14 protein-coding genes and 1 other annotated feature are annotated in these 19,833 nt (G+C 35.9%); of the genes, 10 read left to right on the top strand and 4 right to left on the bottom strand.

Annotation, left to right across the window (positions count from 1 at the left end; all coding sequences use genetic code 11):
• Positions 1-10: 10 nt before the first annotated feature.
• The 5 genes from JZO69_RS07650 (at position 11) to pheT (ending at position 11,810) form a co-directional block, all read left to right on the top strand.
• Positions 11-3,589 carry a PD-(D/E)XK nuclease family protein gene (locus JZO69_RS07650; protein WP_207112303.1) on the top strand — a complete coding sequence of 1,193 codons (3,579 nt, stop codon included), beginning with the start codon at positions 11-13 and terminating at the stop codon, positions 3,587-3,589.
• A complete protein-coding gene (addA, locus tag JZO69_RS07645) occupies positions 3,582-7,379 on the top strand; it encodes a helicase-exonuclease AddAB subunit AddA (protein ID WP_207112302.1) in 3,798 nt (1,265 codons plus the stop codon). Before JZO69_RS07650 ends, addA begins: the two co-directional genes overlap by 8 nt.
• A gap of 65 nt (positions 7,380-7,444) precedes the next feature.
• Complete coding sequence (locus JZO69_RS07640) at positions 7,445-7,789, top strand: winged helix-turn-helix transcriptional regulator (RefSeq protein ID WP_207112301.1); 345 nt, start codon at positions 7,445-7,447, stop codon at positions 7,787-7,789.
• 41 nt (positions 7,790-7,830) lie between these two features.
• Positions 7,831-8,041: a binding site (T-box leader), on the top strand.
• A gap of 292 nt (positions 8,042-8,333) precedes the next feature.
• The gene (gene pheS, locus JZO69_RS07635; RefSeq protein WP_207112300.1) at positions 8,334-9,380 is read left to right on the top strand and encodes a phenylalanine--tRNA ligase subunit alpha; all 1,047 of its coding nucleotides are present in this window, start codon (positions 8,334-8,336) and stop codon (positions 9,378-9,380) included.
• A gap of 6 nt (positions 9,381-9,386) precedes the next feature.
• Positions 9,387-11,810 carry a phenylalanine--tRNA ligase subunit beta gene (pheT, locus tag JZO69_RS07630; protein ID WP_207112299.1) on the top strand — a complete coding sequence of 808 codons (2,424 nt, stop codon included), beginning with the start codon at positions 9,387-9,389 and terminating at the stop codon, positions 11,808-11,810.
• Between the two features lie 44 nt (positions 11,811-11,854).
• Here pheT and JZO69_RS07625 read toward each other — a convergent pair whose 3' ends face one another.
• The 4 genes from JZO69_RS07625 to JZO69_RS07610 are packed head-to-tail and all read right to left on the bottom strand — an operon-like array spanning position 11,855 to position 14,867.
• Positions 11,855-12,493 (bottom strand): amino acid ABC transporter permease, encoded by a 639-nt coding sequence (locus JZO69_RS07625; protein ID WP_207112316.1) that lies wholly within the window; start codon positions 12,491-12,493, stop codon positions 11,855-11,857.
• 30 nt (positions 12,494-12,523) lie between these two features.
• Positions 12,524-13,222, bottom strand: coding sequence for an amino acid ABC transporter permease (locus JZO69_RS07620; protein WP_207112298.1), 699 nt, complete (start codon positions 13,220-13,222; stop codon positions 12,524-12,526).
• A gap of 47 nt (positions 13,223-13,269) precedes the next feature.
• On the bottom strand, positions 13,270-14,091 hold the full coding sequence (locus JZO69_RS07615; RefSeq protein WP_207112297.1) for a transporter substrate-binding domain-containing protein: 822 nt from the start codon (positions 14,089-14,091) through the stop codon (positions 13,270-13,272).
• A gap of 47 nt (positions 14,092-14,138) precedes the next feature.
• On the bottom strand, positions 14,139-14,867 hold the full coding sequence (locus tag JZO69_RS07610; RefSeq protein WP_207112296.1) for an amino acid ABC transporter ATP-binding protein: 729 nt from the start codon (positions 14,865-14,867) through the stop codon (positions 14,139-14,141).
• Between the two features lie 447 nt (positions 14,868-15,314).
• Between JZO69_RS07610 and racE the strand changes: the two genes are divergently transcribed.
• The 5 genes from racE (at position 15,315) to dapD (ending at position 19,663) form a co-directional block, all read left to right on the top strand.
• Complete coding sequence (racE, locus tag JZO69_RS07605) at positions 15,315-16,139, top strand: glutamate racemase (protein WP_347401580.1); 825 nt, start codon at positions 15,315-15,317, stop codon at positions 16,137-16,139.
• Positions 16,140-16,218: 79 nt separating this feature from the next.
• Entirely contained in the window at positions 16,219-17,568 is a 1,350-nt protein-coding gene (gene rph, locus JZO69_RS07600) for a ribonuclease PH (RefSeq protein ID WP_242586644.1), read from the top strand.
• 10 nt (positions 17,569-17,578) lie between these two features.
• Complete coding sequence (locus JZO69_RS07595; RefSeq protein WP_207112294.1) at positions 17,579-18,094, top strand: metallophosphoesterase; 516 nt, start codon at positions 17,579-17,581, stop codon at positions 18,092-18,094.
• A 237-nt stretch (positions 18,095-18,331) separates the two neighbouring features.
• Positions 18,332-18,829, top strand: a complete 498-nt coding sequence (gene cbpB, locus JZO69_RS07590) for a cyclic-di-AMP-binding protein CbpB (RefSeq protein WP_207112293.1) — start codon at positions 18,332-18,334, stop codon at positions 18,827-18,829.
• Between the two features lie 132 nt (positions 18,830-18,961).
• Positions 18,962-19,663, top strand: coding sequence for a 2,3,4,5-tetrahydropyridine-2,6-dicarboxylate N-acetyltransferase (dapD, locus tag JZO69_RS07585; protein ID WP_207112292.1), 702 nt, complete (start codon positions 18,962-18,964; stop codon positions 19,661-19,663).
• Positions 19,664-19,833 lie beyond the last annotated feature (170 nt).

Genomic DNA, 19,833 nt, shown 5'->3' with positions numbered 1-19,833 from the left:
ATGTGAGAGTATGAGTTTACAATTTATCCGTGGAACTGCAGAGATGGACTTAGAAGAAGCGCTTTTGCAAGCCTCTGTTAAGTGGTTATCTGATGATGAGGCACATGAAGTTTTCTATTTAGTACCGAATCACATGAAATTTGAACAAGAGATCAATGCACTTAAACGAATAAAGAAAATCCAAAATGATCAAAGTGATTCAATAGCTACTATGCGTTTACAAGTGTTTAGTTTTTACCGTTTAGCATGGTACTATTTACAACATACACAATACTACAGCTCAGAAGTACTTTCCGAAGCTGGAGCTGCAATGGTTTTGAGAAAGATTTTATCAGAAAATGAAGAATCATTAAAAGTATTCCGCGGAGAAATCAATAAATCTGGGTTTATCCAACAGTTGTTTGATTTATATCAGGAGATGAAAGAGGGCAATATCGATTTAGAAGACTTATTCGCTCATATGTCAGGACCTGAATCAACGAGTAAAGAACAGGATTTGCAATTAAAGATTCAAGATATTAAATTAGTTTTTACTAAATTTGAAGAAATTATGGCTCAATATGGAATCAAATCAGCAGAAATCATTAATTATTTAACCGACTATTTGGAAACCAAAGATCTTAGTAAGGTTCTTTTTGTGATCAATGGTTATCATCATTTTTCCGCAAGAGAATTAAAGCTGATCGATGTGCTGATGCGCCGAGGTGGTGAAGTCAAAATTTCTTTTATTTTGGATAAAAAGTATCCGAATGAAGTACCATCAATGATGAATTTATTTTATGAAACAGGAACTACGTATTATCAACTTTATCAATTAGCTAGAAAATCAAATGTTCCGATATTGCCTGATTATGTAGAAACAAGTAACTTCCTGATTGAAAACGAGAGTATTCAAACTCTTGAAGAATACTGGATATCAGCTCAAGAGAATCATCCAAAGAGAAAGAAGGAAACACTTAGTGATGATCATCTGCAACTTTGGTGTGCGGAAAATCCCAAAGAAGAAATCAATCATATAGCAAAAGAAATCAGAAGGTTGGTTGTTGAAGAAAACTATCGTTATAAAGATATTCAAATTGTAACAAGAGAACTTGATAGTTACGAAACGATGATCGAGCCTTTATTTTCGTTGCATGAGATTCCCGTTTATTTAGATCGAGATATGGCGATGGAACAGCATCCATTAGTTGAATTTATTCAGTCGTTATTTGCAATTCACGCATACCACTATCGCTATCGTGATGTGTTGCGCTTTTTACGAACAGAGTTGTTTTTTCCGATTGAAGATCAACTTGCGATAGAAGATTGGCAGATTACACGAAATGAGTGGCGCCGTAAAATCGATGTAACTGAAAATGTCGTACTGGCTTATGGTTATGAAGGATATCACTGGGAGAATAATAAAGACTGGCATTTTATCCGGTATGATTTTGAAGCTGACCAACAAGATGATACTGAATTAATTGAAAAAGATGCGAATACCGTACGTAAAATGATCCAACAAACCATTCCAGCCTTTTTCAAAAAAATCCAAAAAGCACAAACTGGGATTGAGGCTGCAGATTATTTTTATCGCTTCTTAGTGAAAAATGGTGTAGAAAAGCAATTGATGATGTGGCGTAGCCAAGCAATTGAAAGTGGACAATTAGAAGCGGCCAGAAATCACGAACAGACTTGGGAAGCCTTGATGACTTTATTAGATGAATACGTGACGATTTATGGCAATGATCCATTTGATTTGGGTGTATTTGAAGAAATTTTCTCTAGTGGTTTAGAAGGGCTTCGCTATAATAAAGTACCAACAGCCATTGACCAAGTACAAGTTCGTGCGATAGATTTAGCTCGTCCAGGGCAAGCAAAAGTGGTTTTTGCAATTGGGTTGACCGATCAAGTTTTACCGCAAAAATTTGATAATAAAACGTTGCTTTCTGATGAAGAGCGAGAATTTGTGAATGGGTATTTGGATGATACACAATTTTTATTGAATGACACGAGAAAAAGCATCGCCAAGGAACCCTTTAATGCGTATATCATGTTTTCTTCGGCAACTGAGCGTTTGTATTTTTCTTATCCAAGTGTGAAAGATACGGTCAAAGACGTTAAAGTCTCAAGTTATCTAATAAATATACAAAATGATTTAGGGTTAAGGGGACAAAAGAGAAATGCGCTAACGATTTTTGATGACGATCAGGTCAGTTTGGAACATATTGGGACCTATCGAACCTTGATCAGCGATTTAACAAATTTGAAACGGCAGAAAAAAGAAACGCAAGAAGGAATTTCAGCGTTTTGGTTAGCGTTGGAACGGGAATTGATGGGACACTCTTTTGCTGAACTAGCTGGACATGTCTTTGAGAGTTTAGGACATCAAAACTTGCCGGAAAATTTAGACGAACAGCTAGCTGACGAATTGTATACGAAACAAATTTATACCTCGGTTTCCAGGATGGAAAGTTTTTACCGCTGTCAATATCAGTATTTCTCTCGTTTTGGATTGGGATTGAAAGAAAGAGATGTTTTTGGTTTATCGCCGGCTGCAACTGGAGACTTTTTCCATGAAGCCTTAGATCAATTCTTTAAATTATTGATTATGCAAAATAAACAGTTATCAGAGTTGACGGATCGAGAAGTAAATGAATTTACAGAGCAGATACTAAATACTGTGTTTGGCGAGATTAAATTTTCGATTCTGGATTCTTCTAGCCGAATGAACTACATTCGCTATCAGTTAGCTCAGACAATCAAAAAAGTTAGCTGGGCGTTAAAACGACAAAGTGAACGTAGTGGAATGAGTACCGTTCAGACTGAGGTTTTGTTTGGTCAAATTGCCAGTCAAAAAGGCATTAAAGGCTTAGAATTACCGTTGAAAAATGGTGGAAATATTAGTGTTAGAGGTAAAATCGATCGCTTAGACCAATTAGTTACACCTGATTCTTTATATCTCGGAGTAATCGATTATAAATCCAGTCATAAGAAATTCAATATTACCGAAGCCTATTATGGATTAGCCATGCAAATGCTGACTTATTTGGATGTAGCGTTGATGGATGCTGTAAACTTGGTTGGTCAAACAGCCAAGCCTGCGGGATCATTTTATCTCCATGTTCATAATCCGATTCTTCCTTATGAAACAGAAGACAAAAAAGAGCACCAGCTTTTAAAAAAATTTCAATTTGATGGATTGTTATTAAATGATCCAGATTTGTTGGGTCATTTAGATAAAAGCTTACAAGCGAAACAAAGTTCGTTGATTTATCCAATTGAAGAATCGGCAAAAGAAATCATCAAACCAGGTCGCCGTCAAGAAGACAAATTTGTGACCGAGCCTGAATTAGAGGCTCTATTAACACATAATCGCAGTAAGTTTATTGAAGCGGGTAACAAAATCACTAGTGGAGAAATTGACTTAAATCCAGCATATCAAGGGAAAGAACGCATTGCTTGCCGCTTTTGTCCGTTTAGGAGTGTGTGTAACTTTGATGTGATGTTAAAAGAAAATAATTACAATCGCATCGAAACTTTATCTAAAAAAGAAGTGATGGATCGGTTGATTGAAAATGAACAAGAAGGAGGACCAATCGATGAGTAAAGAAATTCCTTTACGTCCAGAAAATGAACAATTTACTGATAATCAGTGGCAAGCAGTCTTTGACGGGGATGATAATATCCTAGTTTCTGCTTCAGCAGGCTCTGGAAAAACGACGGTTCTCGTTCGCCGAGTGATCGAAAAAGTAAAAAGCGGTGTGGATATCGATCGATTGCTGATTGTAACCTATACAGAAGCTGCAGCTAAAGAGATGAAAGACCGAATTCAAGTAGCGCTTCAAAAAGCAATTACAAACGAAAGTGATCAAGAGAAAAAACAACATTTTGTTAGACAGCTAACACTGCTTCCGACAGCTAATATTAGTACATTACATGCCTTTTGTTTAACTGTTATTCGTCGTTTTTATTATTTGATTGAGATGGATCCTGTCTTTCGTTTATTGACGGATGAGACGGAAATGTTGCTTTTGAAAGAAGATGTTTGGGACGAACTCAGAGAAAAATGTTATGCAGATAATCGAGAATCGTTTTATCAATTAACGAGTAATTTTTCTAATGATCGTAGTGATGACGGACTAACGAAGTTGATTTTTTCGCTATATGAATTTGCCAGAGCTAATCCAGATCCAGAAGAATGGCTAACCTGTTTAGCTGACAGTTATCGAGTGACAGGTCGCTTAGGAGACTCTGCTTTATTCCAAGATTTTTTGAAGCCTCAAATCATGGAAAATCTCTTTCGTTGTGTGGATCGTTACGAAGAAATGATTCGTCTGACGGAAGGTGAAAAAAAATTAGAAAAAATAGCGATTCTTGCTAGAAATGAAAAAGAATTTGTTGAAACTTTCGGCAGTCAATTAGCCGATAATGACTTAGAATCTGGTTTTGACATATCAAAAACGGTCACTTTTGAACGCTACCCCACAGTTCGCGTAGAAGAACTAAAGGAAATAGCTGCTCAGGCAAAAAATTTACGTGAGCAAAATAAAAAAGCAATCAATGATACAATCGCTAATTTATTCACTCTATCACCTGAACAAATGAAAGAAATTATGGAATTGTCGATGCCGATTGTTGAAGAAATGGCCAAAGTCGGCAAAGCCTTCATTGATCAATATAGCACGCAGAAATTAAAGAAAGGTTTAGTCGATTTCAATGATTTGGAACACTTTACCTTGGCGATCTTAGCTAAAAAAGAAGCCGATCAATGGATAGAAACAGAAGCCTCTAAGTATTATCGTGATAAATTTGATGAAGTGTTGGTCGATGAATATCAAGATATCAACCGATTACAAGAAACAATTCTTTATTGGTTGCGAAGACCAGCTGCTGATGAGGGAAACCTGTTTATGGTAGGTGACGTGAAACAGTCGATTTATTCCTTTCGTTTAGCAGATCCCACATTGTTCATTGAAAAATATAATCAGTATGGGCAAAATAAAGAGGGCAAACGAATCATTTTAGCTGAAAATTTTCGTTCACGCAAAAATGTCTTAGATTTTACTAACTTAGTTTTTGAACAATTGATGGACGAACGAGTTGGTCAAATCGCTTATGATGAAGCAGCTCAGCTCGTTCATGGATTTGATCAATTTGCAGAAGCTGAGAATTATGATACAGAACTACTAATTTATGAAAAAAAAGCAGAACAATTAGAAGAAAGCTTAAATCCAGATGATTCTCAACTGATTTTGGAAGATAAAACCGAAGGCGAACTGCACATGACCGCGTTAAAAATCAGAGAATTGATCGATCAGCAGTTTTTGATTTATGACAAATCAACTAAAGAAAATCGACCAGTCACATACAGCGACATTGTGTTATTGACACCAACAAAGAAAAATAATTTAACGATTCTTGAAATTTTTAAAGTAGCTGGAATTCCGATCCAAGTGAATGATGCGCAAAACTATTTTCAAGCAACAGAAGTTCAAACAATGGTTGCTCTGTTACAAATCATCGACAATCCGTATCAGGATATTCCATTAGCAGCTGTTCTACGTTCTCCAATCGTTGGATTAAAAGAAAATGAATTAGTTACGATTCGTTTAGCAGCTAAAAAGAGTTCCTATTACGATGCTTTTTTAACCTTTAATCAAAATGAAACTGAGGATAAAGAACATCAAAAATTAAAAGAAAAAACGCAGCACTTTGCACAATGGTTAGAAAAATGGCGGGAAATTGCCAGACGAAATCAATTATCTACACTGATTTGGGAAATTTACCAAGATACTGCGTATTTAGATTATGTGGGAGGTATGCCAGCAGGGAAACAAAGACAAGCGAATTTGTATGCTTTAGTGGATCGAGCAGCTAGTTATGAACAAACGAGTTTTCGAGGATTGTTTCAATTTGTTCGTTTTATTGAAAAAATGCAGGAAAAAGATAAGGATTTAGCAGAGCCTGTGATTTTGAGCGAAGAAAATGCAGTTCGGGTGATGACAATTCATGCTAGTAAAGGCTTAGAATTTCCGGTAGTCTTTGTGTTAGATATGACGAAAGAATTCAACTTAGGCGATTTAAATGAGCGATATATTTTTGATGATCGACTAGGTGTAGGCATTCGTTATCTTGATCAAACTGATCGAATGCTTTATGAAACATTACCATTTTTAGCAATCAAGCAGGCGAAGTTAAAGAAATTGCTTTCTGAAGAAATGCGCAAACTATATGTTGCCTTGACACGTGCGGAACAAAAACTCTATCTTGTTGGATCATACAATAACCAAGAGGCTACCTGGAAAGAATGGTTAAAGGTCGGCGATGTTCAAACAAAGGTTTTACCTAGCGAAAATCGGTTGCAGGGCAAGAGCAGCTTGATGAACTGGGTGGGTATGAGCTTGATTCGTCATCAGAAAATGTCTGAATTTCAGACCGAGTATTTAACAGAGAAAGTCCCAGGAATCACACATCATCCAGCTAATTTCACAGTCGCTTTTATGACAGAAAAAGCGATTCAAGAACAATTTATAACACTTCAATTTATCGATACAGGTTCTATAAAAGAGGAAAATCCGAATAAAAGCGACCCGAAAGTAATTGAAAAAGGTCTTCATCGTTTAAACTATGCATATCCGTATCAACTAGCTACAAAAACGACAAATTATCAGTCAGTTTCAGAAATCAAACGGGTTTTTGAAGACCCTGATAATAAAGAGATTGCAAAAATTGAATTAGACGAAAAGAATACGATTCAGGCAACTCCGATGATCGTGCATCGAATGAGCGAAGGTGAGTTAGGAAAACCTAGATTTATTGAAACCATCCGCAAGCCCTCCGCTGTAGAGATTGGTACAGCAACACACTATGTATTGCAACTGCTGGATTTGACTAAAGAACTAACTAGAGCTAGAATTGAACAATTGATTGAAGAACTGGTTAAAACAAAAATTATCCAAGAAAATGTAGCAAAACAAATCAATATTGATCAAGTCCTATCCTTTTATCAAACAAATTTAGGACAACAACTTTTAGCTAATCCTGCTTATGTTGTACGTGAACAGCCGTTTTCAATGTTACTGAGAGCAGAAGAACTTATCAAAGACTATCCAAAGAAAACTGAAGATGATTTATTGATCCACGGAATGATCGATGGGTATATCGAAAATGAAGACTTCTGCACGCTATATGATTATAAAACGGATTTTGTTCAAGATATTGAAAACAGCCTTGAAATTGAAAAAATCATCCGCCGTTATAGAGGGCAGCTGAACCTTTATCGTAAAGCTTTAGCTCAAGCAACAAACAAATCGGTAGACCATGTATTTTTAGTTTTACTATCGGCTGGGATCATCATTGATATGGATAAGGAACAAATTATTGAAACAATGAAATAAAATGAAAGCAGATATACTTACAAATTGTAAGTTGTGTGCTATACTCAATTCACGAGGTGAGGAAAATGGAGCAAGTAAAAACAAACGAATTTTTATTATGTCCTAAATTTGAAAAAGCTTTTGCGATTTTAGGGAAAAAATGGAATGGTTTGATTATTGACGTCTTGTTGGAAAATGGTCCTCAACGATTTGGTGAGTTAAGACAAAAGATCCCTGAACTTAGTGATCGAGTGTTGGTAGAACGCTTGAAAGAGTTAGAAGGAGAGGGGATCATCTCAAAAGCAGTTCGCTGTGATGAGAGCAGTCGTCTAGAATATTTCCTCACAAATAAAGGCAAGGACTTACAACAAGCAATGGAACAAATTCAGCATTGGGCAGAAAAATGGGTCACAGCTGAAGAATGCAGTTGACCTGAGACTTAACTTCTTGTAAACTGTAATCAATTGAATAATAAAAAATGTTGATGGAAAAGAGTAATTTGGCTAGATACGTTCAAGGGAATACCTGTCTTAGACTGCAAACAGGTTACGTAATCGAAAAATGAAGTTCACTTCCGGAGTTTGTTTGTTCCAAAGAGAATAGACCGGTGAAAGCCGTTATAAGAATTGAGTGCATGAATTTTTTCATGAAGTAGGATGGTAACACGATAGCTCGTTCCTTTATAAAGGGGCGGGCTATCGTTTTTTATTTTGGCTAGTCTTTCAGAAAAAAAGATGAACATGAAAAGTGGCAAAAAACGCTACAGCTAATTTTTTCTATTTTTCAAACAAGACTAAAAGTGCCTGTTCAGCTTTTACCATGCATTATCTAGCTTCTCAGGCTAGCTCTTCGGAAAAAAGATAAAATATGCCCGTGACCAAAAGAGTCACAACCATATTCTCCTATTTTTCTGTCAGAACTGAATAAGCCTGCTCAGTTTTTATTTAATACCAAGCAAAAGAAAGGAATAGAAAGATGACATTAAAAGCTCAATTAGAAGCATTAAGAGATGAAACATTAACAAATATCCAAAATGTATCTGATCTTAAAGCATTGAACCAAATCAGAGTAGAAACACTAGGTAAAAAAGGTCCTATCACAGAAGTGTTGAGAGGAATGAAAGATTTATCCGCAGAGGAACGTCCAGTAGTTGGAAGTTTTGCAAACGAAATTCGAGATTTATTGACAGAAGCGGTTGAAGCACGAAAAGAAGTCTTGGAAACAGCAGCTTTAAATGCTGCCTTAGAACAAGAGACAATTGATGTGACTTTGCCAGGTAAGCAAATGGCTCATGGGACGCGTCATATATTATCTCAAGTAATGGAAGAAATCGAAGATATTTTCGTTGGTATGGGCTATCAAATCGTTGATGGATACGAAGTAGAATCAGATCATTATAATTTTGAGCGCATGAATTTACCGAAGGATCACCCAGCTCGTGATATGCAAGATACATTTTATATTTCAGACGATATTTTGATTCGTACACATACCTCACCTGTACAAGCTAGAACAATGGAAAAACATGATTTTTCAAAAGGCGCATTGCGCATGATTTCTCCGGGAAAAGTTTTCCGTAGAGATACTGATGATGCAACACACAGCCACCAATTCCATCAAATTGAAGGTTTAGTTATTGATAAAAATATTACAATGGGCGACCTTAAAGGAACCTTAGAAGTAGTTATGAAAAAAATGTTTGGTGAAGATCGTAAAATTCGTTTACGACCAAGTTATTTCCCATTTACTGAACCTTCAGTTGAAGTAGATGTTAGCTGTTTCAAATGTGGTGGAGCAGGTTGTAATGTTTGTAAACAAACGGGCTGGATCGAGATTTTAGGTGCCGGTATGGTTCATCCTGATGTCTTATCTATGTCAGGAATCGATCCAAACGAATACACTGGTTTTGCTTTTGGCTTGGGACCAGATCGTGTGGCTATGTTACGTTACGGTGTCAACGATATTCGTAATTTCTATCAAAACGATTTACGTTTCTTAAATCAGTTCAAGGTAAAGGAGTAATCGACGATGTTAGTTTCTTATAAATGGTTAAGTGAGTATTTAGATCTTTCAAAAATTTCTGCAAAAGAATTATCTGATCAAATGTCTTTGACTGGGATTGAAGTCGAAGGCGTTGAAGTGCCGGAAGAAGGCTTGAAAAAAATAGTAGTTGGTGAGGTCAAAGAATGTGTTCCTCATCCAAATTCAGATCATTTATCGATTTGCCAAGTGGATATCGGCGAAGAAGAGCTGTCGCAAATCGTTTGTGGTGCACCAAATGTCAAAGTAGGCATCAAAGTGATTGTAGCTTTACCTGGTTCTCGTATTACAGGCAATCAAAAAATCAAAAAAGGTAAAATGCGTGGTGAAGTCTCAAATGGTATGATCTGTTCTTTACAAGAATTAGGCTATTCTGATAATGTGATTCCTAAAGCTTACTCTGAGGGTATTTATTATATGCCGCAGGAGGCTGTTAATGGCGATGATGTCTTTTCTTATTTAGATATGGATGATCATATTATCGAATTATCGATCACACCTAATCGTGCCGATGCATTAAGTATGCGTGGTGTTGCTTACGAAGTGGGAGCAATTTACCGCCAAACACCTCATTTTAACGACGAACCGTTAAAAGAAGAAACGAATGAAAAAGCAACTGATTATATATCAGTAGAAGTTGAAGATAAAAATGTTGTACCGGCTTATCAAATCAGAATTATCAAAGACGTAAAAATCGCTGAAAGCCCACTTTGGTTGCAAACTCGTTTAATGAATGAAGGAATACGACCAATCAATAACGTAGTTGATATAACTAACTATATTCTTTTGTTATTTGGACAACCATTACATGCATTTGACTATGATAAGTTAGAAAGTAAAAATATTCTGGTTAGACGTGGACAATCTGGTGAAGAACTTGTTACGTTAGATGGCGAAGTTCGAAAAGTATCTGCTGATAATATTGTTATCACCAATGGGACAGTTCCAGTTGCTTTAGCTGGCGTGATGGGTGGTTTAGACTCAGAAATTACTGATGGAACAACAACTGTTGCTTTGGAATCAGCTTTGTTCGATTCATTATCTGTTCGTAGAACATCAAAAGAGTTCAATCTACGTAGTGAATCCTCTAGCCGATTTGAAAAAGGAATCAATCACGCGACAATTGGTGAAGCTGGTGACGTGGCTGCAGCAATGATCGCTAAACTAGCAGGCGGAACAGTTGTTTCAGGTAAAAGCATCGGTTCAGAAATGGAACTTGAAGAAGTTAAAGTTAGTGTAACGATTTCACGAATCAATGAGTATTTAGGAACTGATTTGGATCAAGCAACTGTCAGTGAAATTTTTGACACATTAGGTTTTTCTTATACAGTAGAACAAGAAAAATATATGGTCACAGTACCACCAAGACGTTGGGATATTACGATTGAAGCTGATTTGATTGAAGAGGTGGCACGTATCTATGGCTACGATAATCTACCGTCAACACTGCCAAAAGGCGAGACTGTTGCAGGGAGTTTAACAAGTGGACAGGTGTTAGTACGTAAAATCAAAGGATTATTAGAAGGCTGCGGTGCCAGTGAAGCAATCAGCTATGCTTTGACAACGGAAACGAAATCGCGTCAATTTATGATGAGAGAAAGTCTAACGACAAGTTTACAATGGCCGATGAGTGAAGAACGTTCTGTTTTAAGAATGAACTTGATTTCAGGATTGTTGGATGACGTAGCATACAATGTTGCACGTAAAAATTCAAATGTCGCGCTTTATGAAATTGGACGAGTATTTTATCAAGAGAACAATCCTAAAAAAGAATTACCGTACGAAGAAAATCATTTGGGTATTGTTTTATCAGGAAGCAGAGTCGTAAAAGACTGGCAGACAAAAGAAACACCTGTTGATTTTTATACAATCAAAGGGATGTTGGATGTATTGTTTGAATCTATTGGGATTGCTGATAAAATTTCTTATGAAGCAACAAAAGAAAACAAAGAATTACACCCAGGAAGAACCGCTTTAGTAAAAATGAATGATACAGTGATTGGCTTTGTCGGTCAAGTTCATCCAACGATTGCCAAAGAATATGATATTCCTGAAACCTATGCAGCTGAATTGAATATTCAAGCTATCATTGAGGAAGAAAATGGTGCTTTAGTTTATCAACAAGTTTCGAAATTCCCTGCAATTTCAAGAGATATTGCATTACTAGTGGATGAAACTGTAACAAATCAAGAGCTAGTTGAAGTTATTTCTAAACATGCGGGTAAATTCTTGCAATCAATTCATTTGTTTGATGTATATCAAGGAGATAATATTGCTGAAGGCAAAAAGTCAATGGCATACAGCCTAACTTTTGTGAATGCTGAAGCAACATTGGTTGATGAAGAAATCAATCAATCATTAGCCAAGGTAGAAAAGGCTTTAGTTGAACAATTTGATGTAACGATTAGATAATAAAAAAGGTCAGCTTTCAATTCAGAAAGCTGACCTTTTTTGATTTATGCCCAATTTCTAGATAACCATCGAGAAAACTGAGAAATGGAAAAATTAATAACAAAGTACATCAAAGCGACCAATCCGTAAATCGCAAAAACTTGTTCTGTCTGCGCATAACGTCCCATCAAGATATATGACTTTCCAAATAATTCTTGTAAAGCTATAACAGAGTATAGGAAACTAGTATCTTTGATGACAGTTACAAATTGTGAAACGATTGCTGGCAATACATTTCGGATCGCTTGAGGCAAAACAATGTAAATAACAATTTGAAAATTACTAAAACCCTGTGAACGAGCAGCTTCTTTTTGACCTTTATCTACACCGTTTAATCCGCCACGGATAATTTCGGCTAAAGCCGCAGTGGTAAAGACTGTGAAACTAACAATACCGGCAGGTGTAGATTTTATTTTGAAAATCAAAAATATCACATAAATCCACAATAAGTTTGGAATGTTCCGAACAATTTCAATATATAAACTAGCTAAAAATTTTAGAGGACCACTTTTTTGGTTTCGTAAAACAGCTAGAATTGTCCCGAAAATTGTACTTAAAACAATCGCAACGAACGAAATATAAAGAGTGAGCTTCAAACCATCAAATAAAAATCGTAAATTATTAGCGGTAAGAAGTTGACTCATTTGCTCTGAAAATGACATAGTCACAACCTCCTATCTGGTGTATGCTTTCTTATTATTTTCTTCTAGTCGTCGAGCTAATTTGGCTAGAGGGAAACATAAGATGAAGTAAAGAAATCCTGCTACAGCAAAAGCGGGAATATAATTCAAATTAATCGAAGACCAACTATTTGCCGTAAACATGACATCCGCACCAGAAATAATTGCAACAGTAGAGGTGTTTTTGATTAAGTTAACGATTTGGTTTGTTAAAGGTGGTAACATAATGCGCCAAGCTTGAGGTAAAACAACATAGCGCATCGTTTTACCATAAGAAAAACCTTGTGAGAATGCTGCTTCAAATTGCCCTTTAGGAACTGCCCCGATTCCAGAACGAACAACCTCTGATATATAAGCTCCGTGGTAAAAGCCGACACAAAGAATAGCAATCGTAGTTGTAGAAAAAGTCAACGATGGACTAATTAAAGGAAAACCGTAATAGACTACAATGAATTGAATCAATAAAGGAGTATTCTGGAAGAATTCAACATAAATTCGACTGATGATATTCATCAGCTTATTCTTCATTGCAGATAAACTGCCAAATAAAATACCTAGCAACATTGCAACAATCAGTGATCCGATGGCTAATAATATAGTATAAAGGAAAGCATCAGCGAAAAGTTTCCAGTCTTTCAATAAGGCTTCCCATCGGTAAAGCGCAAAAGGGCTTGCATTTGCTATAATGAACATCCAATTTTCTCCCCAATCCTAACAAAACTGTATAGAATCGAGAGTTTTTAATCTAGATTCCATGTTTTGTAAATTTTTTCTAAAGTACCGTCTTTTTCCCATTTTTCGATGGATTTATTTAAGTAATCATCTAATTCAGTATTCGTTTTTTTCGTAGCTATACCATATTCTTGTGGTGAAAAACCGTCTTTTAGGATTTCGGTATTGGCATCAACATAACCCGTTAAAATGGATTTATCAACGGAAAAAGCATCGATTCGTTTTGAAGTTAGGGCTGTTTTTAGCTCAGGATAAGAACCAAGTTCTTGATACTTGAATGTAACACCTAACTCTTTTGCTTGTTTTTCGATGGCTTCTTTTGTTGTAGCTGATTGGATAACACCAATCGTTTTTCCATCTAAGCTGCCAGTATCAGTAAATTTATCTGCTTTTCTAACCAAGAAACCAACTTCATCCTTATAATAAGGAGTGGTAAAGTTATATGTTTCTTTCCGTTCATCAGTGATCGTAAAGGTAGCGATTACCATATCTAACTCACCATTGTCTAATAACGGTCCACGAGTTTTCGCTGTTACACCTACAAACTCTACATTATCTTCACTGCCGGTTAAATCTTTAGCAATCAAACGAGCAATGTCTGGTTCCATGCCTTCATTCTTGTTTGTATCTGGATTCATATATCCAAAGTTTGGTACGTCTTCTTTGACACCAACTTTAACCACTCCAGCATCCTTGATCTTTTGAATGCCTGTAGCTCCTTTATTACTGGAATCTTTAGATTCATTTTCATTGCCACTGCCGCAGCCGACAATTAATCCAAGTAACAGTGTAAGAGATAGAGCACCTAATAATTTTTTTGTCTTTTTCATAATCGTTTCTCCTTATAGGTTTAATATATATTGTGATGAAAATGAATTTAATTATGAATAATTTTACTCAGAAATTCTTTGGCCCGCTCATTTTGAGTATTTGTAAAGAAATGTTCTGGCGTACCAGTTTCAATAATTTGACCGTCATCCATAAAAATAACTTTATCAGCGACTTGGCGTGCAAAACCCATTTCATGAGTGACGCAAATCATCGTGATATTTTGCTTAGATAAATCAACCATAACATCCAAAACTTCTTGAATCATCTCAGGATCAAGAGCCGAAGTTGGTTCATCAAATAGAATAATCTCTGGATGCATATTTAACGCTCTTGCAATGGCAACTCGTTGTTGTTGACCGCCGGAAAGTTGGGCAGGATAGGCATTGGCTTTATCAGCTAGACCGACTCTTTCTAAATATTCCATGCCAGTTTTTGTTGCTTCTTCTTTACTGACACCTTTGACTTTGATAGGTGCTAATGTAAGATTTTGAATAATTGTTTTGTGGGAATATAAATTAAAACTTTGAAAAACCATCGCCACTTTTTGACGAACCTTTTGAACTGGTGCTTTAGGTTCGGTGATATCAATTCCGTCGACAAATATGTGTCCATCACTGACTTTTTCTAAACGATTGATACAGCGAATCAAGGTGCTCTTTCCAGAACCAGATGGTCCGATGATCACAATTTTTTCGCCTTCATTGACTTTTAAAGAAACATCTTTAAGTACATGATGGTCTCCAAAAAATTTATTGACATGTTCTAAAGAAATCATAGTCATTCTCCTTTATGTATAAAATTATCACATCATTTTTAAATGATTGTTGATTGGGTAGTGAATAAACGGATAGATGTTCAGAAAGTAAAAACAAATATCACACTGAAACTGAGAATATGATAAGAGTGCTTTTTATCAGTTTCTATAAGGTTTAACAAAGGAAATAAGAAATAAGTTATTTTCTATTTATAAAAACAGTTTTCTTTTTAGCTTAATGTTATCATCATAAATCTATTCATACGTTAATGTTAGAAATTATAACATATGAAAAATAAGATTACTAGTTTTTTTTCAACCTCTATAAAAAGAAAAACAATAAAAGCTTGAATCAAATGGAAAATTGCGGATTAAAAAATGCTATAATAGTAGATGAGATAATAAAACTTGAAAAAAAGTTCCAAAAAGTAGAAAATAAGACTATTGAAAAAATACTGTAAAGGTTTGATTGACTTGAATAATCATGAAGCAATAGGATTTATAGATTCCGGAGTCGGCGGACTTACGGTAGTAAAGGAAGCATTGAGACAATTACCAAATGAGCGACTGATTTATCTCGGAGATACTGCACGGTGTCCATATGGTCCTAGACCTGCTGAACAAGTAGTGCAGTTTACTTGGGAAATGACTAATTTTCTTTTAGAGAAAAACATAAAAATGTTAGTGATTGCTTGTAACACAGCAACAGCTGTTGCCTTAGAAGAAATCAAAGCCCAATTGAAGATACCCGTAGTTGGTGTAATCTTGCCGGGCACTAGAGCAGCCTTAAAAGCAACTAAAAATAATCGTATTGGTGTAATTGGAACAGCCGGAACAATCAAAAGTAATGCGTATGAAGATGCCTTAAAAGGCAAAGCACCAAATACGTTCGTTTCTAGTTTGGCTTGTCCCAAATTTGTTCCGATCGTTGAAAGTAACGAGTACCACTCATCTGTTGCTAAAAAGATAGTGTCAGAAACATTAAATCCACTACAATTGAAGAAGTTAGATACATTGATATTAGGATGCACTCACTATCCATTATTGCGACCGTTGATTCAAAATGTTATGGGAAATGAAGTGAACTTGATTGATTCAGGTGCTGAAACGGTGAGTGAAGTCAGTATGTTACTAGATTATTTTGACATCGCTAATAGCCCACAACACAAAAATGAACCAAATGAATTTTATACAACAGGATCCGCAAAAATGTTTCAAGCTATCGCTAATAATTGGTTAGATATGGAAACGATCACAGTAGAACAAATTCGATTAGCTAGTTTTAAAGGTTAGTTCCTTGAACAAAAGGTTTTCATTTTTTCAAAAAAGTAAATTGAGATTGACTAGCTTTGAAATTTAGGAGGAAACAAACATGATCAGACATGATGGTAGACAAGCAAAAGAATTAAGAAAAATCACAATAGAAACAAACGTTTACAAGCATCCAGAAGGTTCGGTAGTGATTTCATTTGGAGATACGAAAGTAATTTGTTCTGCGACCGTGGAAGAAAAGGTGCCACCATTTTTAAGAGGTGAAGGAACAGGATGGGTAACCGCAGAATATAGCATGTTGCCTAGAGCGACCAATACACGAAATATTCGTGAAAGTGCTAAAGGGAAACTCACTGGCAGAACCATGGAAATTCAACGCTTGATTGGTCGATCTTTAAGAGCGGTTATTGATTTAAAAAAATTAGGTGAACGAAGTATCGTTGTTGATTGTGATGTAGTCCAAGCTGATGGTGGGACACGCACAGCAAGTATTACGGGCGCTTTTGTTGCCATGAAAATCGCAGTCGATAAAATGTTGAAAAAAGGTGATTTACAGGAAAATCCAATCAAGGAGTATTTAGCAGCGGTCAGCGCTGGAATTTTAACAGATGGCACTTGCGTTCTTGATTTGGACTATGTAGAAGATTCTGCAGCAGCTGTAGATATGAACTTAGTAATGACTGAATCTGGCAACTTTGTTGAGCTTCAAGGAACTGGGGAAGAAGCGACCTTTACAGGTGATGAGTTAAATTCACTTTTATTTTATGGCAAGACAGGCATTGAAGATTTGATCGCCTATCAAAAAGAAGCGTTACTGAGTCAAACACCCGCGATTGATCACTCAGATGATGCTAAAACAATAGTGATTGCAACAAGAAACTCAGGGAAAGCGAAAGAATTCAAGAAAATGTTTGCTGAAAAAGGCTATCATGTAAAGACATTATTGGATTATCCAGAACTCCCAGATGTTGAAGAAACAGGGAAAACCTTCGAAGAAAATGCTCGCTTAAAAGCCGAGACGATTGCTGATATTTTAAAACAGCCGGTCCTAGCAGATGATTCTGGCTTAATCGTGGATGCATTAGATGGTATGCCGGGCATATTCTCTGCTCGCTTTGCTGGTGAACCTACCAATAATGCAGCCAACAATGCGAAATTATTGCATGAATTAACAGGCGTACCAAAAGAGAAACGTACAGCAAGATTCCACTGTACTCTTGTTTTTGCCGCACCTAACAAAGAAAGCTTAGTTGTAGAAGGTGATTGGTTAGGAGAAGTAGGGTCAATCCCTCGTGGTGACAATGGATTTGGTTATGATCCGCTATTCTTTGTACCAGAGGAACAAAAAACAGCAGCAGAACTATCTGATGAACGTAAAAATGAAATTAGTCATAGAGGGAAAGCTGTTGAGAAATTAAAAGATCAATGGGAAGATTGGTTGATAAACTAGGAGGTTTTGTATGAAATATCTAGTAGTAAGTGATAATCATGGTGACCGTGATGTTTTGGTAGATCTAGCTGAAACTTACAGAGGAAAAGTTGATAAAATGTTCCATTGTGGTGATTCAGAATTAGAACCAAATGATGTATTGTGGAATGAGTTCATTGTTGTTAAGGGCAATTGCGATTATGATCCAGAGTTTCCAGAGTCAATTGTAGAACATACTGGAATCGATACAGTTTTTATGACGCATGGTCATTTAGCCAATGTTCGTTTTGGATTAACTACATTAGCAATGCAGGCTGCTGAGGTAGGGGCGACAGTGGCCTTATTCGGTCACACACACGAAATTGGTTGTGAAGTGCGAGGGAATGTCCTTTATTTAAATCCTGGCAGTATAAGTCAACCGAGAGGACCAATTCAATTGAAATCATATGCAGTGATTGAAAGCACCTTAGATAAATTTGTTGTTCAGTACTACGGTAGAGATCATAAACCGTTTAAAGAATTACATTTTGTATTCCATAAAAATTGATTTAGAATCCCTTCAAGACAAAAAAGTTATTCAGATAAAGAGCCTAAAATAAAGCTGATTTTTAGCTTTATTTCAGACTTTTTTGTTTTTTTTGATCCGAATTTAATAAGTGAAGAAACTAAGTTCAAATCTTAATTTTTCTTTAGAGTTATGAAAAAAGTTTGAATTTAAAGACATTTGCAGCCGTTTTCTGTACAATGATAGTTGTGGCAAAGAAAATGAAATGGAGGCACTCCAATGATTGGAACTGCTGTAAAAGAATTATTATTAGAAAAACAAGAAACCTTTTTAATACCAGCGGAGAATGTGGCAAACGTAATGTGTTTGAATCCGTTAAGTCATGCTTTACTAGTATTATCTCAAGTAAAATATTCAAAAATCCCAGTTTTAGATAAAGGGGATCGATTTGTTGGATTGATTAGTTTATCTGATGTTGTTGATAAAATGTTCGATATTTCCTCAGTTGATTTCGACAAGTTGCAAGAATTCACAGTAGCTGATGTGATGGAAGTCAATGTTCCAGTAATCGGTGAAAAATGGGAATTAGAAGATGTACTACACTTATTAGTGGATGCTGCATTCTTACCAGTAGTAGATGATAATCAGTGTTTTAAAGGCATTATTACACGCAAAGAGATATTAAAAGCCGTTAATCATATGGCACATGAATTAGAAAGAAATAATATCATTTTACCTAAATCAGATGGAGAACCCAGAGAGATGAAAGTGATTTGATTCTTTCAAAATAAATATTCACTTTTTTTAACTATTTTGATATGCTAAGGATCAGTGATCTATAGGTGAAATAAGCATTGCTGATGCCAAAACAGTTATATCTAGCGTTTAAATTTGAAGGGAGTTATATGGATGGATGCATATGAAATTATTAACTACATTGGGAATGCCGAGAAAAAAACACCAGTAAAAGTTACTTTAAAAGGAAAACTAAAAGAAGTGACCTTTCCTGAGAATGTTCAGGCATTTACTAATTGTAAAACAGGGACACTTTTTGGTGAATGGGAAATCATTAAAGAATTTTTAGAAAAAAATAAAGAAAATATAGTAGATTATGTGGTTGAAAACGACGCACGTAACTCTGCAATTCCAATGTTGGATATTAAAGAGATTAACGCTCGTATTGAACCAGGAGCTACGATTAGAGACCAAGTGGAGATTGGTGACAATGCTGTAATTATGATGGGTGCCGTAATTAATATCGGTGCTGTGATTGGTTCTGGAACAATGATTGACATGGGCGCAATCTTAGGTGGTCGCGCAACCGTTGGCAAAAATTGTCATATCGGTGCTGGAACTGTTCTTGCTGGTGTTATTGAGCCGCCAAGTGCTGAACCAGTTGTAATTGAAGATAACGTTTTGATTGGAGCAAATGCAGTTGTTTTAGAAGGTATCCGTGTAGGTGAAGGTGCAGTAGTTGCTGCTGGTGCAATTGTTGTTGATGATGTTGCTCCGCATACTGTGGTTGCTGGTGTACCTGCTAGAAAAATCAAAGATATTGATGAAAAAACTAAAGGTAAGACAAATATGATGGATGAATTGCGTAAACTATAAATTATCACTACGATAGTTATTAATCAATAATATAAAGAATGAATTAAAACTTTTACTTAGTTTTAGTTCATTTTTTTGTTTTATTGTTATATTAAGCTTTCAATTGTGTAAGATGAATGTTCGTCTATTCAATTTTCTTTGAGCTTTTTTCTAGCTATAATTAGTTATAT

The sequence above is a fragment of the Candidatus Enterococcus ikei genome, from assembly GCF_017316105.1.
GTDB classification, from domain to species: Bacteria; Bacillota; Bacilli; order Lactobacillales; family Enterococcaceae; genus Enterococcus_L; species Enterococcus_L ikei.
The sequence above is the reverse complement of the archived record's forward strand: the minus strand, read 5'-3'. Positions and strand labels throughout refer to the sequence as shown.

Excerpts from the sequence above, each read along its gene's own strand:
- JZO69_RS07650 (WP_207112303.1), top strand. The coding sequence starts at position 11 with ATGAGTTTACAATTTATCCGTGGAACTGCAGAGATGGACTTAGAAGAA.
- addA (WP_207112302.1), top strand. The coding sequence starts at position 3,582 with ATGAGTAAAGAAATTCCTTTACGTCCAGAAAATGAACAATTTACTGAT.
- JZO69_RS07640 (WP_207112301.1), top strand. The coding sequence starts at position 7,445 with ATGGAGCAAGTAAAAACAAACGAATTTTTATTATGTCCTAAATTTGAA.
- pheS (WP_207112300.1), top strand. The coding sequence starts at position 8,334 with ATGACATTAAAAGCTCAATTAGAAGCATTAAGAGATGAAACATTAACA.
- pheT (WP_207112299.1), top strand. The coding sequence starts at position 9,387 with ATGTTAGTTTCTTATAAATGGTTAAGTGAGTATTTAGATCTTTCAAAA.
- JZO69_RS07625 (WP_207112316.1), bottom strand. The coding sequence starts at position 12,493 with ATGAGTCAACTTCTTACCGCTAATAATTTACGATTTTTATTTGATGGT.
- JZO69_RS07620 (WP_207112298.1), bottom strand. The coding sequence starts at position 13,222 with ATGTTCATTATAGCAAATGCAAGCCCTTTTGCGCTTTACCGATGGGAA.
- JZO69_RS07615 (WP_207112297.1), bottom strand. The coding sequence starts at position 14,091 with ATGAAAAAGACAAAAAAATTATTAGGTGCTCTATCTCTTACACTGTTA.
- JZO69_RS07610 (WP_207112296.1), bottom strand. The coding sequence starts at position 14,867 with ATGATTTCTTTAGAACATGTCAATAAATTTTTTGGAGACCATCATGTA.
- rph (WP_242586644.1), top strand. The coding sequence starts at position 16,219 with ATGATCAGACATGATGGTAGACAAGCAAAAGAATTAAGAAAAATCACA.
- JZO69_RS07595 (WP_207112294.1), top strand. The coding sequence starts at position 17,579 with ATGAAATATCTAGTAGTAAGTGATAATCATGGTGACCGTGATGTTTTG.
- cbpB (WP_207112293.1), top strand. The coding sequence starts at position 18,332 with ATGATTGGAACTGCTGTAAAAGAATTATTATTAGAAAAACAAGAAACC.
- dapD (WP_207112292.1), top strand. The coding sequence starts at position 18,962 with ATGGATGCATATGAAATTATTAACTACATTGGGAATGCCGAGAAAAAA.